Origin of the sequence: Mariniflexile aquimaris, from assembly GCF_042676825.1 — a bacterium.
Taxonomy (GTDB): domain Bacteria; phylum Bacteroidota; class Bacteroidia; order Flavobacteriales; family Flavobacteriaceae; genus Mariniflexile; species Mariniflexile aquimaris.
Genome location: NZ_JBHTIB010000012.1, coordinates 366645 through 382835 on the forward strand (window position 1 = coordinate 366645; position 16191 = coordinate 382835).

At 32.4% G+C, this 16191-nt stretch carries 15 protein-coding genes; all 15 read left to right on the forward strand.

The features are described 5' to 3' along the window. Positions 1–183: 183 nt before the first annotated feature. The 15 genes from ACFQ0I_RS09595 to ACFQ0I_RS09665 all read left to right on the forward strand — a co-directional run bounded on the left by ACFQ0I_RS09595 (position 184) and on the right by ACFQ0I_RS09665 (position 16112). Entirely contained in the window at positions 184–513 is a 330-nt protein-coding gene (locus tag ACFQ0I_RS09595) for a helix-turn-helix domain-containing protein (protein WP_379941655.1), read from the forward strand. 16 nt (positions 514–529) lie between these two features. Continuing rightward, on the forward strand, positions 530–1231 hold the full coding sequence (locus ACFQ0I_RS09600; protein WP_379941656.1) for a hypothetical protein: 702 nt from the start codon (positions 530–532) through the stop codon (positions 1229–1231). A gap of 89 nt (positions 1232–1320) precedes the next feature. Continuing rightward, positions 1321–1992 (forward strand): hypothetical protein, encoded by a 672-nt coding sequence (locus ACFQ0I_RS09605; protein ID WP_379941657.1) that lies wholly within the window; start codon positions 1321–1323, stop codon positions 1990–1992. 516 nt (positions 1993–2508) lie between these two features. Then, on the forward strand, positions 2509–4098 hold the full coding sequence (locus tag ACFQ0I_RS09610; protein WP_379941659.1) for a type I restriction-modification system subunit M: 1590 nt from the start codon (positions 2509–2511) through the stop codon (positions 4096–4098). Next, entirely contained in the window at positions 4076–4927 is an 852-nt protein-coding gene (locus tag ACFQ0I_RS09615; protein WP_379941661.1) for a hypothetical protein, read from the forward strand. The genes ACFQ0I_RS09610 and ACFQ0I_RS09615 overlap by 23 nt, the downstream gene beginning before the upstream one ends. Beyond that, positions 4914–5870 (forward strand): PGN_0703 family putative restriction endonuclease, encoded by a 957-nt coding sequence (locus tag ACFQ0I_RS09620; RefSeq protein ID WP_379941662.1) that lies wholly within the window; start codon positions 4914–4916, stop codon positions 5868–5870. Before ACFQ0I_RS09615 ends, ACFQ0I_RS09620 begins: the two co-directional genes overlap by 14 nt. A gap of 109 nt (positions 5871–5979) precedes the next feature. Next, the gene (locus tag ACFQ0I_RS09625) at positions 5980–7092 is read left to right on the forward strand and encodes a restriction endonuclease subunit S (protein WP_379941665.1); all 1113 of its coding nucleotides are present in this window, start codon (positions 5980–5982) and stop codon (positions 7090–7092) included. Positions 7093–7153: 61 nt separating this feature from the next. Then, positions 7154–8026, forward strand: a complete 873-nt coding sequence (locus ACFQ0I_RS09630) for an HAD family hydrolase (protein WP_379941668.1) — start codon at positions 7154–7156, stop codon at positions 8024–8026. 127 nt (positions 8027–8153) lie between these two features. After that, entirely contained in the window at positions 8154–9944 is a 1791-nt protein-coding gene (locus ACFQ0I_RS09635; RefSeq protein ID WP_379941669.1) for a GmrSD restriction endonuclease domain-containing protein, read from the forward strand. Between the two features lie 11 nt (positions 9945–9955). Then, complete coding sequence (locus tag ACFQ0I_RS09640) at positions 9956–13096, forward strand: type I restriction endonuclease subunit R (protein ID WP_379941671.1); 3141 nt, start codon at positions 9956–9958, stop codon at positions 13094–13096. Positions 13097–13250: 154 nt separating this feature from the next. Further along, positions 13251–13592, forward strand: coding sequence for a cyclic-phosphate processing receiver domain-containing protein (locus ACFQ0I_RS09645; protein WP_379941673.1), 342 nt, complete (start codon positions 13251–13253; stop codon positions 13590–13592). Positions 13593–13861: 269 nt separating this feature from the next. After that, the gene (locus ACFQ0I_RS09650) at positions 13862–14488 is read left to right on the forward strand and encodes a Crp/Fnr family transcriptional regulator (RefSeq protein WP_379941675.1); all 627 of its coding nucleotides are present in this window, start codon (positions 13862–13864) and stop codon (positions 14486–14488) included. 76 nt (positions 14489–14564) lie between these two features. Next, entirely contained in the window at positions 14565–14774 is a 210-nt protein-coding gene (locus ACFQ0I_RS09655) for a YgaP family membrane protein (RefSeq protein ID WP_379941676.1), read from the forward strand. Between the two features lie 7 nt (positions 14775–14781). Further along, positions 14782–15231, forward strand: a complete 450-nt coding sequence (locus tag ACFQ0I_RS09660) for a hypothetical protein (protein ID WP_379941679.1) — start codon at positions 14782–14784, stop codon at positions 15229–15231. A gap of 11 nt (positions 15232–15242) precedes the next feature. Further along, positions 15243–16112, forward strand: a complete 870-nt coding sequence (locus ACFQ0I_RS09665; RefSeq protein WP_379941680.1) for a cation diffusion facilitator family transporter — start codon at positions 15243–15245, stop codon at positions 16110–16112. Positions 16113–16191: the final 79 nt, after the last annotated feature.

Sequence of the window (16191 nt, forward strand, 5' to 3'; positions counted from 1 at the left end):
AATAAAACATAGTAAAATAAAAAAAAGTAATAAAAAACGGGACTGCTTATTTTGTTTTAATAATGTATAAGTTTCTTATTATTAATTGATTATGTTGGGTTTTTCATTGCAAGTGGATTACAAATAGTTCATAAAAGGTGGGTTTCAAATATACTTTTGGGAAGAATATTTAAAACCCATATTATGAATCCAAAAATTTTTCTGCTCAACGAAGACCAAATCGAAGACCTCGTTGGGCGCATTTCCAAAAAACTGTACGAGTCTTTCTTGCTTGAACAAAGTAATGAAAAAGACGAAGTACTAACTATTGATGCAGCTGCAAAACTCATCAAATTAGCCAAACCAACCATATATGGGTTGGTTCACAAAAAGTCTATCCCACACTACAAAAAGGGAAAGCGACTGTATTTTCATAAATCAGAGTTGTTAGAATGGATTCAATCCGGTAGAAAAGATACCCGTGATGCCATAGATAACAAGGTCAATGATTATTTATTAAAACACAAATTGTAATTAATAACTAATTATTATGAAAGACAAATTCGGATATATAAAACTCTATAGGTCATTCGTTGACTGGGAGTGGTATAGTGAAATCAATGTATGTAAACTATTTCTGCATTGCTTAATAAAAGCAAATTATAGTATTAAAAAATGGCAAGGGCACGTTATTCGCCCAGGAGAGTTTATAACGTCGTATGAAAAACTAGCTGCAGAAACTGGTTTAACGGTAAGCAAGGTAAGAACCGCAATTAAAAAATTAGTGAGTTCTGGCGATTTAAAACTAGAAACGACTACAAAATACACTAAGGTAATTATTCATTCAGAATATTTCGATTCTAACACGAATAAAAGCACATCTACCAAGCCAAATAGCACACAGGATAACACGCTAAATAGCATACAGAATAGCACGCCAGATAGCAATCAATTAGCAAACAAACAGCAAACAGATGACAAACAAATAGCAACAACTAATAATAATAAAGAAAGAATAGAAGATAATAAAAAAGAGAAGTTTAGAAAAGAAGTTTTTGCACACTCTCAATATTCATCTAAAATTTTAAATTCTTTTTTTAATTACTGGAGCGAATTAAATAAAAAAGGCGAAATGCGCTTTGAAAGTGAAAGCTACTGGGAAACAGCTAAAAGATTGCAAAAATGGGATTTAAATGATAATACATCGTTTAAAAACCAAGCACCAAAGCGTAAAATATCATTAAATCGATAGTTATGGATACCTACAGAAATAATGAAACCCTTAAGTGCAGCGAAATTCTAAATAATTATAAATCAAATTTAACAACTAAACCAACCACTATGAAACCTAACCAACCAGAACCACCTATTTCAGCAAAAGCGCTCTTTAAATATTTTTTACAAGAATTTAAGCGTATGCATGGCGTCGATTTTATCCAAAACCCTGAAACTATGGGAAATTTATTGCCATTAATATATTATTTCGCAAAAGATAAACGATTTTTTGAATGTCAAAATCTAAGAACCGATATTATCAAATATCCAAGTTTCGATAAAGGCCTATTTATTATGGGTAATTATGGAATTGGTAAAACAAATTATTTAAAAGTTTTTGAGGAAATGTTTAAGAAATATTATCCTCATAGATTCAAAATAATCTCAACAAAGGACATTGTAAGAGAATATGAATGTTGCCAAACACCAAATGATAAAGATTATTATTATAAAAAAATGTATGGTGGGAAGCTTGCTTTGGATGATACAGGTTCAGAACGTAAGGCTAACAATTTTGGTTCTAATGAAACTTTGATAGAAATACTTGAGACCCGTTGTGACAGAGGGCTAATTACACATTTAACTTCTAACTATGCGGAAGGTTGCGAATACGATGTAGCCGAGTCATTATTAGCAATGAATATAAGATATGGAGGAAGGGTTTATGATAGGATTTTTGAAAACTTTAATATTATCGAGTTTAAAGGAAAAAGCATGAGAGGTAATATTAAACGTTAAATTATAAGTAAATCAACTAGCTAAAGTCAAATGGAAATCCAAAATAGTTCACCAATGGTTCAAATTAAATGCTTTTGAAATTTTTTGAACCATTGGTAAGCTAATTTGAATCATTGGTATTCTAATTTGAATCATTGCTACTCCAAATCGAATCATTGCAAAATACAGTTTGAACCATTGCTAAACACGATTTGAACCATTGATTGGCTATTACAAATGTAATTTCTATGGTGAAATCAAGCACAAATCGATTAAATTCTATAATAAAAGGTTGGTAAAATACTTTTTACAAATTTCCTTTGTGATACGTTTTCTAAAAACTGTCATTTATACCTATTTAATCGCTCGCTTATAACACGCTGTCTAAGCACGTTACATTTGTAAGATAAATTTGTAATAAATGCATTTTTTTGTTTCTTATTAAATTTCATATTCCTACATTTATAAACCCTAAGCGTCCCTCATATTAATAGGCGAAAATTTTAATAAAAGTGACAGTATTCACACAATATATCTATGGCTAAAAAAGCAACCAAAAACGAAAAATCAATAGAAGAAACCCTTTGGGATTCTGCCAATAAATTAAGAGGTTCGGTAGAACCATCAGAGTATAAGCATGTGGTTTTAGGGCTTATATTTTTAAAATTTGCGAGTGATAAGTTTGAAGTTAAAAGAGCAGAGCTTTTAGCAGACGGCAAAGAAAAGTTTATAGAAATGAAAGAGTTCTATAACATGTCTAACGTGTTCTTTTTACCAGAACTCAGCCGTTGGTCGTACATCATGCAACAAGCAAAGCAGGATGATATTGCGCTTAAAATTGATACCGCATTACACACCATAGAAAAAAACAACCCATCTTTAAAAGGCGCGTTACCAGACAACTATTTTTCGCGTTTGGGTTTAGATAAAAGCAAACTAGCAGCCTTATTAGATACCATTAATAACATCGACACTCAAAAAGACCCTACACAAGATATTGTGGGGCGCGTGTATGAATACTTTTTATCTAAGTTCGCTATTGCAGAGGGCAAAGGAAAAGGGGAGTTCTACACTCCAAAAAGTATTGTAAACCTTATTGCAGAAATGATTGAACCTTACAAGGGTATTATTTACGATCCTGCTTGTGGTTCTGGTGGTATGTTTGTGCAATCCATTAAGTTTATAGAAGCACACCACGGCAACACCAAACAGGTATCTATTTACGGGCAAGAATACACCAACACCACCTATAAACTGGCAAAAATGAATCTAGCCATTCGTGGTATTTCGGGTAATTTGGGTGAAAAAGCTGCCGATACCTTTGCAGACGACCAACACAAAGACCTCAAAGCCGATTACATTATGGCAAACCCACCGTTTAACCAAAAAGATTGGCGTGCCGATACCGAGTTGGTAGACGACCCACGTTGGCGAGGGTATGAGGTGCCACCAACAAGTAATGCCAATTACGGTTGGATACTAAATATGGCAAGTAAATTATCTGATAATGGAGTTGCAGGTTTTTTATTAGCAAATGGTGCTTTGTCTGGTGGTGGCGAAGAATATAAAATACGCAGAAAACTCATTGAAAATAACTTGGTAGAAGCCATTGTTATTTTGCCTCGAAATATGTTTTATACCACAGATATTAGTGTAACGCTATGGATTTTAAACAAAAACAAAGGAAAACAAGAAAAATCAATTGGCGACGAAAAAAGAACGTATAGAGAACGAACAGAAGAGGTGTTGTTCATGGACTTACGCCAAATAGGCGAACCTTTTGAAAAGAAATATATTCAGTTTAGTGAACAGCACATTCAAGAAATTGCTAAAACCTATCACAATTGGCAAACCTATAACGTCATTGCGAACGGAGAGCAGCAATCGCTTTATAAGGATGTCCCAGAATATTGTTGTTCGGTAACAAAAGAAGAGATTGCTAAAAAGGATTTTTCGTTAGTGCCGAGTAAATATATTGAGTTTGTAAACCGCGATGAGAATATCGATTTCGACACCAAAATGAAAAGTTTACAATCTGAAATGACGCAATTATTGAAAGATGAAGCCCAATCTAAAGCCGATTTATTAAACGTTTTTAGTGAACTTGGCTACGATATTAAACTTTAAAGAATTACTAATGGGTCGGTATTTTTCAAATAACAAATTGCTTGATAAACTAACCAAAGGGGAGTTCTTACCAATTCTTAATTACATAATTAGGGATGATAGTTTAAGAATTGAAATGAGGATAAATAACCAGGCAAAAATCTATTATAAAAAGTCTTTGGTTATGACGCTTTTTCCAATGAGGCAACCAGAGTTATTATCGTCTGGATATTGGAGGGAAAGTATTCAACCTGTTTTGGATCTTGAATCTCCTGATTTATATTTCAAATCAGCAAAGAAATTTGTTGAAAATCATAAAAGAGATATAAAGGAAAACATCGAGTTTGAAATTCAACAAAAAATAGCAAAGAATAACAGTTCTATTAATAATAGATTCTTAATTATTGACATGGAATATCAGTTTGAACAGAGAAAAGTGACAAATAGAACAAATGATAAAACACGTTTTGATTTGGTTGCCCTTGATTTGAAATTAAATAAAATTATGCTGCTTGAGTTAAAACAGGGTTTGGGAACGTTAACTGGCAATTCAGGTATTGATGATCATTATTTGCGTTTTCGGCAACATATTTCGCACCCACAATTTCAAACCGCATTGAAAAGTGATATAAAAGGAATATTACAGTCAAAACAACTACTCGGACTCTTTGAGTTTGATGTTAATGCACTTATAGTAGGGTTAGATAAAGCTGAAATTGATTATGCTTATGTTTTCGCTGCTCACTCTGACGTAGAAATGGAAAGTTACAAAAAGGATTTCGGTTCGAAATACAAAACTTTATACTTGGATTCTCAAGCAAATAATTATACTTTAAATGATGGATTATAAAAAATTGCAAAGAAAATTACAGGTTCAAAAGTTAATCTATAAATATCCTGAGTTGTTCAATCACGATAAAGGAGGTGGGAGTTTTGATAAATATGATTCATTAATCTTTGTATTAAAGGATGGAGAAAACAACCTATTTGCAGGAGTTAAACCAGCTGTATTAGATTATTTCAAAAATAATGAAATTGCATGGTGGGGTGATGACGAAAAATTTCCGTCTGGACACATGCTTTCTTCTCAGATTCAATGTCTTAATTTTCTTTTTGCAATAAGAAAGGATGAAGAAGCTGTTCTGAAATTGGCTCAATTATTTAATGAAGAAATTGGAGCAGTTTTTCCTGTGGCAGGCGATAAGGAGCCAACTTATTTAGCATTTGAATTTGTATTTGATAACAAAGCTTTGCTGAAAGAAGATGATGAAGGAGCAAAGCGAGGGGCGTTTTGCACATCTGTTGATGCTTTTTTAATAGCTGCTAAGAATGGAAGAAAGTTATTAATACCTATTGAGTGGAAATACACCGAAAGTTATCTTGCACCACAAAATAAAGCACTGGAATCAAGAAAAGGAAAAACGCGGCAGGCGAGATATAACCAGCTAATTTACGAGTCAAATCAGTTGAAAACACCTGTTGATTTGGAACAGTCAATTTACTACTTCGAACCTTACTATGAATTAATGCGTCAGACTTTATTGGTCGAGCAAATGGTTGGTAAAGGAGTAGCAGACGATTTTTTGCATATTTTGGTTGCGCCTGAAGCGAATACTGATTTTCTTCAAAAAAGCTATTCGTTTGAGGAACATGGTTTAATTAAAACCTGGGAAAATCACTTGGAAAAGCCTGAAAAATTCATTCGAGTTGATAGCCGTCAAATTCTCAATCTTTTGGAGCAAATGCCAAATTATTTAGCATTATCCAAATATTTAAAATTGCGATATAATTAATATGAATTTAAACTATAAAAGGCTTGGTCCATTTATCCAAGAAGTTAATATTCGTAATACTGATTTAAGTGTTGAAAGACTTTTAGGTGTAAGTATCAAAAAAGTATTGATGCCTTCCATCGCCAATACAGTAGGAACGAATATGGCAACCTATAAAATTATCAAACGGAACCAGTTTGCTTATGGTCCAGTAACTTCACGTAATGGCGATAAAATATCTATAGCTTTATTGGAAGATTATGATGAAGCCATTGTTTCGCAAGCTTATGTGGTTTTTGAGGTGATTGATGAAAATGAATTGATGCCAGAATATGCCATGATGTGGTTTCGACGACCAGAGTTTGATAGGTATGCACGTTTTAAATCGCATGGAAGTGCTCGAGAAACTTTTGATTGGGATGAACTTTGCGATACAGAACTCCCAATCCCATCCATAGAAAAACAAAGAGAAATAGTTGCAGAATACAACACCATTACCAACCGTATAGCTTTAAACGAGCAACTCAACCAAAAACTAGAAGAAACCGCCCAAGCCTTATATAAACATTGGTTTGTAGATTTCGAGTTTCCAAATGAAGAAGGGAAACCGTATAAATCTTCTGGTGGCGACATGATGTGGTGCGATGAGTTGGATAAGGAGATACCTGTGGGGTGGGAAGTAGTTGCTATTAAAGAATTTTGCAAAGAGATGATGAATGGTGGCACACCTAATCGTGGTGTGGCTGAATATTGGAACTCAAATGATGTGCCTTGGTTAAAAACGGGCGAAGTTGAAAATAACATAGTAATAAAATCTGAAGAATATATTTCAAATAAAGGTTTTAAAAATAGTTCCGCTAAATTGTTTCCTAAAGATACAGTCATTATGGCGATGTATGGAGCAACCGCAGCACAAATTTCTTATTTGAAATTTGAGACTACAACTAATCAAGCTTGTTGTGGGATGATTTGTGAAAACACTCAAACTTCATCTCTTCTTTATTACTATTTGCTTCATAATCAAAAAGAAATAGCTAATATGGCGACAGGAGGGGCTCAACCTAATTTGAGCAAAAATATAATTGAAGAATTAAGGTTTTTACAGCCTACCAGCCATGTACTAGAGAATCATCACCTTAATCAAATAATACTAAAGAGGGAAAATCTCACCAGGGAAAATTTATTATTAAATAAGCTTAAAGAATTAGTTCTCTCTAAAATGTCAAAAGTAGAATTTGAATAAAAATAGCATGAAAACAGTTTTAGAATAAATCATAATAAACCCAAAATTTTAAATTAAAAAGATGAGTAAGATTAAAATAGCTTTTATATACGACTTTGATAAAACCCTGTCTCCTAAGGATATGCAGGAATATTCATTTTTACCTGACATAAATATGGAACCAAAGCAATTTTGGGCTGAGGTAGGTAAGGAATCAAAGATGCAAAAAGCTGATAATATCATTACTTATATGCAATTAATGATTGAGAAGGCTAAAGCCAATGGAAAAGAGAATGAATTAACAAAAGTTGCATTAAAAAATAAGGGAAAGAATATTGAGTTGTTTAATGGTGTTGAAGGTTGGTTTGATTTAATAAATGATTATGCAAAAGAATTGGGAGCGGTTATAGAACACTATATCATTTCAGCTGGAAACAAAGAAATTCTAGAGGGAACTTCAATTGCTAAAAACTTCAAAAAAATATACGGATGTTCTTTTAGATTCGACAATAATGATGTGGCAAAATCGGCAGGATTAGCAATAAATTATACTAATAAAACGCAATTTATATTTAGAATTAACAAAGGACTATTAGATGAATGGGATAATTCTAAAATTAACGACTATGTTCCAGATGCAGATAGATCCTTCCCATTTGAGAATATGGTTTATTTCGGAGATGGTGATACGGATATTCCATGTATGAAACTGGTTAAAGAAAAAGGAGGTTACTCAATTGCAGTTTATAAGCCCAATTCTTCTAAGAAAAAAGTTGAAAAACTATTGAGAGATGGTAGGGTTAATTTCTTTTACCCAGCAGATTATAGTGAAAACAAAGAAATATTTAAGTTTTGTAAATTAATTATAGATAAAATGGTCTCTCAAAATAAATTAAAATTAGAAGAGAAAAAGCAATCTTTAAAGGTGGACCCATTAAAGTCTACAGAAAAATAAGATAATTAGTTGGGCGTAATTTCTAAATTACCACTAAAATCCTTCATTTTAACCATAACAAGACAGAAATTAAATTTTGTGTAACACAGCTTAATTGAAGATGAAACAATAGAATTATAGCAATAATATGGCAAAATACTCAGTACACCAACAACCTGTAGAAACCTTATTAAGTTGGATTAAAGCAGGCGAAATTGCAATACCAGAAATACAGCGCCCATTTGTTTGGAAAGCAGCAAAAGTGAGAGATTTAATAGATTCTTTATATCAAGGTTATCCTGTAGGTTATATAATTACTTGGAGAAACCCCGATGTGAAACTAAAAAATGGCGAATTATCCGCTGGTAAAAAAGTGTTGATTGATGGTCAACAGCGCATTACTGCGTTAACAGCTGCTATCGTTGGAAGAAGAGTTTTAAACAAAAATTATAAGGAAATTAATATTAGAATTTCATTTAATCCAATTACTGAAAAATTTGATGTACTTAATAAAGCATATGAAAACAGCCCAGAGTGGATAAATAATATTAATCCTATAATTAATGATGAAATTTCAATTACCAAAGCCATTCGAGAATATTTAAAAGTTAATCCAGATGTCAATGAAAATTTAATTGAAGAACGCATTGAAAATTTAAAACGCATAAAAAACAAACAAGTAGGTATTATAGAATTGGATCATTCTTTGGATATTGATACGGTAACTGATATTTTCATTAGAATAAATCAAAAGGGTGTTGTGTTAAGTAATGCCGATTTTGTGATGTCTAAAATAGCATCTGATGAAACACATGGCGGTAACAAAATGCGCAAACTTGTCGATTATTTTTGTAGACTTATTGTTGACAAAGATTTTAACAAGCATATTATTGATAATGATAAAGAGTTCGCATCTAGCGAGTATTATAAGAGTTTAAAATGGATGGCAACAGGATCAGATGATTTATACGTTCCTGAATATATAGATGTATTAAGAGCTAGCTATACTTATAAATTTAGCAGGGGAAAATTTAGTGATTTAGTAGCATTGCTTTCTGGACGTAATTTTGAAACAAGAACTTACGAAGATACTATTGCCGAAAATAGTTATAAAATGTTATCTGAAGGTTTAGTTGATTTTGTGAACCAAACTAATTATCAGCGTTTTATTATGTTAGTAAAATCGGCTGGTTTAATTAGTCAGAAACTTATTTCCTCGAAAAACAGTTTAAACTTTTCTTATGCGCTTTATCTCAAATTACGTAACCAAGGGATGCCCGAATCAGAAATACAGCATTATGTTAAACGCTGGTTAGTCATGTCGCTTTTAATTAGCAGGTATTCTGGCTCATCAGAATCTATGATAGATGAAGATATAAAACAAATTAATGAAAAAGGCATTGAATTATACTTAAACCAAATGGAGCAAAACCATTTAGGAAAGGGTTTTTGGGAGTTTGCTTTAGTAAGTCAGTTAGAATCTTCAAGTATTAATAATAATGCATACAATGTCTATTTAGCAGCTCAGTGTTACGAAAATGCTCCAGCGTTTTTATCAAAAAGCATGAAAATAAGTAGCTTGATCGAGCAGCGTGGAGATATACATCATTTATTTCCTAAAAAATATTTAAGCAAAAATGGAAAAACTCCTAAACAATATAATCAAGTAGCCAATTTTGTTTATACCGAGCAAGCAACAAACATTAAGGTAGGGATGATGCCTCCAAAGGATTATATTTCTAAAGTTTTAGACCAAATAAAAGGAAATGTTTTAGATATAAGTACCATAGATTCTGGCAAAATGTTAGAGAATAATTTATGGGTTAATGATATTCCTAGCGTACTTTACACAGCATCAGATTTAGATTATGATAATTTTCTAATAGAAAGAAGAAAGCTCATGGCTTCAAAAATTAAAGCTTATTACGAAAAATTATAGCAACTTAGGATATGAAGTTTACAGAAGCACAATTAGAACAAGCTTTTATAGACCTTTTGGAAAAAGAGGGTATGCCGCATGTGTCTGGTAAAACCATTTTAAAAGACCCAAGCGAAGTTGTATTATTTGATGACTTACAAGCCTATTTATTAAATCAATATAAAAAGGAAAATCTAACCGAGTTAGAAGCAAATCAAATCATTAAAGAATTGTTGTTGCTTCCAGCTTCAAACCTTTATGAAACAAACAAAACGGTCATGAAAAAAGTTTCTGACGGTTTTGCTTTTAAAAGAGAAGATAGAAGTCAAAAAGATATTTGGATTTATTTAATAGACTATTCAAAAAAGAATAATAACAACTATAAAATTGTAAATCAACTAGAAATAGTTGGTTCAGAAAAACGGATTCCCGATGGTATTTTATACATCAATGGTTTGCCGCTTGTAGTGTTTGAGTTTAAAACGGCTATTCAAGAAAACACCACCATTCATGACGCTTATAAACAACTAACCGTAAGATACAGACGTGATATTCCAGAACTGTTTAAATACAATGCGTTTTGTGTAATTAGTGATGGTGTAAACAATAAAGCAGGATCGTTTTTTGCGCCTTATGAGTTTTTCTATGCATGGCGTAAAATAGAAGGCTTGATTAAAGAAGTAGATGGTATTGATTCTATGTACACCTTAGTAAAAGGTATGTTTCAACAGAATAGATTACGCGATATTATTCGCAACTTTATTTATATACCCGACAGCTCCAAAAAAGACGAGAAAATAGTATGTCGTTATCCGCAATACTACGCTGCCAATAAATTGTACACAAACATTATAAAACACCAAAAACCATTAGGCGATGGTAAAGGTGGAACCTATTTTGGAGCAACAGGCTGCGGAAAAAGTTACACCATGTTATTTTTAACAAGGCTCTTAATGAAAAGTGTCCATTTTTCAAGTCCAACCATTGTTTTAATAACCGATAGAACCGATTTGGACGACCAGCTTTCAGGACAGTTTACAAACGCGAAAGGCTATGTGGGAGATAATACCATTGTGAGTGTAGAAAGTAGAAAAGAACTTAGAAAACTACTACAAGACAGACAAAGTGGTGGCGTGTTTTTAACCACCATACATAAGTTTACCGAAGACACCGAATTACTTACCGATAGAACCAATGTGGTGTGTATTTCGGATGAAGCCCATCGCAGTCAAACCAATCTCGACCAAACTATTAGAGTTACCGAAACAGGTGTTAAAAAAACCTATGGTTTCGCTAAATATTTACACGATTCATTACCCAATGCCACATTTGTTGGGTTTACAGGCACACCCATTGATGCTACTTTAGATGTTTTTGGAAAGGTAGTGGATTCGTATACCATGACGGAATCTGTAAAAGATGAAATTACCGTAAGAATTGTTTATGAAGGACGTGCAGCAAAAGTGGTGCTTCAAAATAGCGAGCTTGATAAAATAGAGCAATACTACGACCAGGTTGCCGAAGATGGTGCCAATGAGTACCAAGTAGAAGAAAGCAAGAAGCAATCGGCTAACATGAATGCTATTTTGGGCGATCCTGATAGATTACAAGCGATAGCAGAAGACTTTGTCACACATTATGACAAACGAGTTAGTGAAGGTGCTACAATAGTTGGAAAAGCCTTATTTGTATGTAGTAGTAGAGAGATAGCGTATCAATTATATCAAAACATCATAGCGCTTAGACCAGAATGGAACGAAATTAAAGTAGCAGATGATAGCGTAGAACTTTCAGAAAAGGATAAAAGGGAAATTAAACCAATGGAGCGTATCAAAATGATCATGACCAGAGGTAAGGATGACCCTGAAGACATGTATAATTTGTTAGGAACCAAAGAATACCGAAAAGAATTAGACAGGCAATTTAAAAATGAGAAATCAAATTTCAAAATAGCCATTGTAGTAGATATGTGGTTAACAGGATTTGATGTGCCGTTTTTAGATAGTATTTATATCGATAAACCCATTCAGCAACATAATTTAATACAAACCATTTCTAGAGTAAACCGCAAGTTTAAAGAAAAGAATAAAGGCTTGGTTGTAGATTACATTGGTATTAAAAAACAAATGAATCTGGCCTTAGCACATTATAACAAAGGCGACAGAGAAAATTTTGAAGACATTAAAGAATCTTTGGTGGTGGTTAGAGACCACTTAGATTTGTTGGCTAAAATATTCCACAAATTTGATGCTTCAAAATATTTTGGTGGTACACCATTGGAGCAGTTGCACACCCTTAACATGGCAGCTGAGTTTGTTCAGTTAACCAAAGACTTGGAGACACGGTTTATGGGCTTGGTAAAACGCCTTAAAGCAGCTTATGATATATGCGCTGGAAGTGAAGAGCTAAAAGAAAATGAAAGAGACTTTATACATTTCTATTTAGCAGTAAGGTCTATTGTGTTCAAGTTAACAAAAGGTGCTGCTCCAGATACGGCACAAATGAATGCCCGAGTTCGCGAAATGATAAAAGATGCATTGCAAAGTGATGGTGTTGAAGAAATATTTAAACTAGGTGATGGCAAAGACACAGAACACGATCTTTTTGACGATGATTATTTAGCTAAAATTGACAAGATAAAACTCCCGAATACCAAAATTAAATTGCTGCAACAACTCTTAGCGAAAGTTATAGGAGAGATGCGCAAAGTAAACAAGGTTAAAGGTGTCGATTTTTCTAAAAAAATGGAATCTTTAGTACAACGCTATAACGAACGCAAAGAAGATGACGTATTGCGAAGTGAAGTATATGAAGAAATGGCAGAACAATTAACCAACTTAATTTGGGAAGTGCGTAAAGAGTTTTCGGCAGGGGATGATTTAGGCATCGACTTTGAAGAAAAAGCATTTTACGACATCCTAAAAGAATTGTGTGTGAAATATGATTTTTCATACCCAAATGATAAGCTTATAGTGTTGGCTAAAGCAGTAAAAGATTTAGTAGATGGTCAAGCAAAATATCCAGATTGGAGTAAACGCGATGATATTAAAGCAGCTTTAAAAGTCGGCTTAATATTGCTTCTAGATGAGTTTGGTTACCCACCTGTGGAACGTGATGAAGTTTATAAAGATATTTTTGAACAGGCGGAGAATTTTAAGAAGTATAATAAATAGTTTAAAGGAACTAAAAAATTGGCCGTAATGGTTAAAGAACAATGCTGGTTTGTATGATTCATTGATAGAATAGGAAGATGAATTGTTCATTGATGTAGATAGAGGTTCGTTGTAATATCTATGAAAATTGTTTTACTATATAAATCCATATAAAATGATGAAAAAACTATTTTTAGATGATGTTCGTACCATAGATATGGTTTATGATAAAGCAATGGAATCAGAATTTGACATTGTTCGTACCTATGCTGAATTTGTAGATTATATTAAAAACAATGGGCTTCCAACATACATCAGTTTTGATAATGATCTTGGTTTGGCAGAAGATGGAACAGTAGCACCTGATGGTTTAGCAGCGGCTAAATGGTTGGTTTACGAATCTGGACTCGATTTACGCAGTTTAAAATTTAAAGTTCATTCTGCAAATCCTGTTGCCGCAGAACAAATTAGGGGGCTTTTAAATAATTATATAAAGCATTTAAATAGAGCAGAGTAACCTTGGCTCTATTTAATTGTAGCTTACTAGGAAAATGATATAAATGTTAGCTGTATAATTAATATAGAATTTTTTTTGATAATACAATTGTTAACCATACGCTATAATTTGGTATTTTTCCTTTAAAACAAGATTAGCCTTCCTATCGTAAAGTCCTAGAATTATAAAAAAATTTAATGTTGCAATCGAGGAAAATAATTTAGTTCATAAAATCACAATTTTTAATGAAATACTTAACGATTTTTAAATAAATAAAAAATATATAGTAAATGGAATTTAACAAGAAAGTGCTTTCATTTTTAAAACCTGAATTAGTAGAAAAGATAATTGAAGTTTCTGAAATTAAAAACATCCCAAATGGAACAGAAATTTTAAAAGAAGCACAATATGTAAAAGTTTTACCTATAGTTCTTGATGGACTTGTTAAAGTTTATTCCAGATTTGAGGAAAAGGAACTACTATTGTATTATATAGAGCCATCACAAAGTTGTGTGATGACTTTTTATGCAGCTTTGAAAAACACACCTAGTAAAGTATTTGCAACCACTGAAGAAGATTCTAAAATTTTATTAATTCCAGTGAATTATTTACCTAATTGGTTGCGAGACTATCCCGATTTTAATGAATTATTTTATAATCAATTTAATCTCAGGTATTCGGAGCTATTAGATACCATTGGTCATCTGCTTTTGGATAAAATGGATAAGAGACTATTTGATCATTTGAAAAAAAAATTGCTTGTTTGTAGCAATAATTCTATAAAGATGAGTCATAGCCAATTAGCCAATGAATTAGGAACAGCTCGCGAAGTCATAACAAGGGTATTAAAAAAACTAGAAACGGATGGTTTAGTGGTACAGACTAATGAAGGAATTAAAATTACTAATGAGTGGTGACTATGGTCACTGCACAGAAATACTGATTCCTTTAATTTTGTTTAGCAATATTGCGTAAAATTAAAATTTTTTAGAAATGAAAAAAAATATGGGAACAGCAGACAAGGTTATCAGGATCATAATCGCTGCAATATTAGGAACTCTTTACTTAACAGGGATTATAACAGGAACTTTAGGCATTGTACTTTTAATTTTGGCAGGTGTATTTGTTTTGACAAGTTTTATAAGTTTTTGTCCTCTTTATGCACCTTTTGGAATAAGTACTTGTCCTTTAAAAGAGAAATAGTGCAGTAATGAGTAATAGAATCACAATTTTACTTTTGATTTATTTATTGATATTTTTGTCTTGTAACAAAGATGATGATAATTCAGATAACAACGTTCTAAATCAAGTGCAATCTAATGTGAAAAGTGGAATTTGGCAAATCACGAAGTTTATTGACTCTGGAAACGACGAGACATATAACTTTTCAGGATACAATTTCACGTTTAAAAGTTCAGGAGTATTAAATGCTAATAACGGAACTAATAATTATGACGGAACTTGGAGCATTACAGATAGTAATAAGAATGAAGACAGTCATGAAGATTTAGATTTTAGCATAAATTTCAACCTAATAAATGATTTTAATGATTTAAATGATGATTGGGATTTCATTTCACAATCTTCTACAAAAATTGAACTTATTGATATTAGTGGTGGAAATGGAGGCATAGATTATTTGACTTTTCAAAAGAACTAAGACTTTATAAATTGCAAAACGAAGAAACCGCAATCCGTACAACTTATTTTAGTATAATAGGAAACACCTGCTTAGCCTTGATTAAAGGTTTTGCAGGTTTTTTTGGTAATTCGTATGCTTTAATTGCCGACGCAATTGAATCTATAACAGATATTTTTGCATCTCTTTTGGTATTAATTGGCTTTAAATATGCAAAGCGTCCAGCCGACAAAAATCATCCCTATGGACACGGTAAAATAGAACCATTAATTACATTTGTCGTAACTGCTTTTCTGGTTGTTTCCGCGACAATTATAGCTTATGAAAGTATACAAAATATTCAAACCCCACATAAAACCCCAAAGTCATGGACACTAATTGTATTAGGTCTAATAATTATTTGGAAAGAAATCTCATTTCAAGTTGTAATTAGGAAAAGCAAACAAACTAATAGTTCTTCTCTGAAAGCAGATGCTTGGCATCATAGAAGTGATGCCATAACTTCAGTAATGGCATTTATTGGTATTTCAATCGCAATTATTTTTGGAAAAGGGTATGAAACGGCGGATGATTGGGCAGCCTTATTTGCTTCGGTTTTTATTTTATATAATAGTTACTTAATTTTAAGACCAGCATTTGGTGAGGTTATGGACGAACAACTTTATGACGACCTAATAGCAGAAATTAGGGAAAAATCTATGGAAGTTCAAGGTGTTTTAGGAACAGAAAAATGTTTTATTAGAAAAGCAGGAATGAAATATCACGTAGATTTACACGCAATAGTTGATGGTAAAATTTCAGTTATTGAAGGGCACAATATTGCACATAAGTTAAAGGACTTTTTGCGGAAAAAAAATTCCAAATTAGGACATATACTAATTCATATTGAACCAAATAAATGAAAACTAAGGTATACCATAATTAGTATAGAAAGTAAATGTATAATGAATTGTTGTGATTTGATTTTGTTCCCTAGCCATT

What these genes read in the sequence shown, in the direction of transcription:
- ACFQ0I_RS09595 (WP_379941655.1), top strand. Translation starts at nt 184, where the DNA reads ATGAATCCAAAAATTTTTCTGCTCAACGAAGACCAAATCGAAGACCTC.
- ACFQ0I_RS09600 (WP_379941656.1), top strand. Translation starts at nt 530, where the DNA reads ATGAAAGACAAATTCGGATATATAAAACTCTATAGGTCATTCGTTGAC.
- ACFQ0I_RS09605 (WP_379941657.1), top strand. Translation starts at nt 1,321, where the DNA reads ATGAAACCTAACCAACCAGAACCACCTATTTCAGCAAAAGCGCTCTTT.
- ACFQ0I_RS09610 (WP_379941659.1), top strand. Translation starts at nt 2,509, where the DNA reads ATGGCTAAAAAAGCAACCAAAAACGAAAAATCAATAGAAGAAACCCTT.
- ACFQ0I_RS09620 (WP_379941662.1), top strand. Translation starts at nt 4,914, where the DNA reads ATGATGGATTATAAAAAATTGCAAAGAAAATTACAGGTTCAAAAGTTA.
- ACFQ0I_RS09625 (WP_379941665.1), top strand. Translation starts at nt 5,980, where the DNA reads ATGCCTTCCATCGCCAATACAGTAGGAACGAATATGGCAACCTATAAA.
- ACFQ0I_RS09630 (WP_379941668.1), top strand. Translation starts at nt 7,154, where the DNA reads ATGAGTAAGATTAAAATAGCTTTTATATACGACTTTGATAAAACCCTG.
- ACFQ0I_RS09635 (WP_379941669.1), top strand. Translation starts at nt 8,154, where the DNA reads ATGGCAAAATACTCAGTACACCAACAACCTGTAGAAACCTTATTAAGT.
- ACFQ0I_RS09640 (WP_379941671.1), top strand. Translation starts at nt 9,956, where the DNA reads ATGAAGTTTACAGAAGCACAATTAGAACAAGCTTTTATAGACCTTTTG.
- ACFQ0I_RS09645 (WP_379941673.1), top strand. Translation starts at nt 13,251, where the DNA reads ATGATGAAAAAACTATTTTTAGATGATGTTCGTACCATAGATATGGTT.
- ACFQ0I_RS09650 (WP_379941675.1), top strand. Translation starts at nt 13,862, where the DNA reads ATGGAATTTAACAAGAAAGTGCTTTCATTTTTAAAACCTGAATTAGTA.
- ACFQ0I_RS09655 (WP_379941676.1), top strand. Translation starts at nt 14,565, where the DNA reads ATGAAAAAAAATATGGGAACAGCAGACAAGGTTATCAGGATCATAATC.
- ACFQ0I_RS09660 (WP_379941679.1), top strand. Translation starts at nt 14,782, where the DNA reads ATGAGTAATAGAATCACAATTTTACTTTTGATTTATTTATTGATATTT.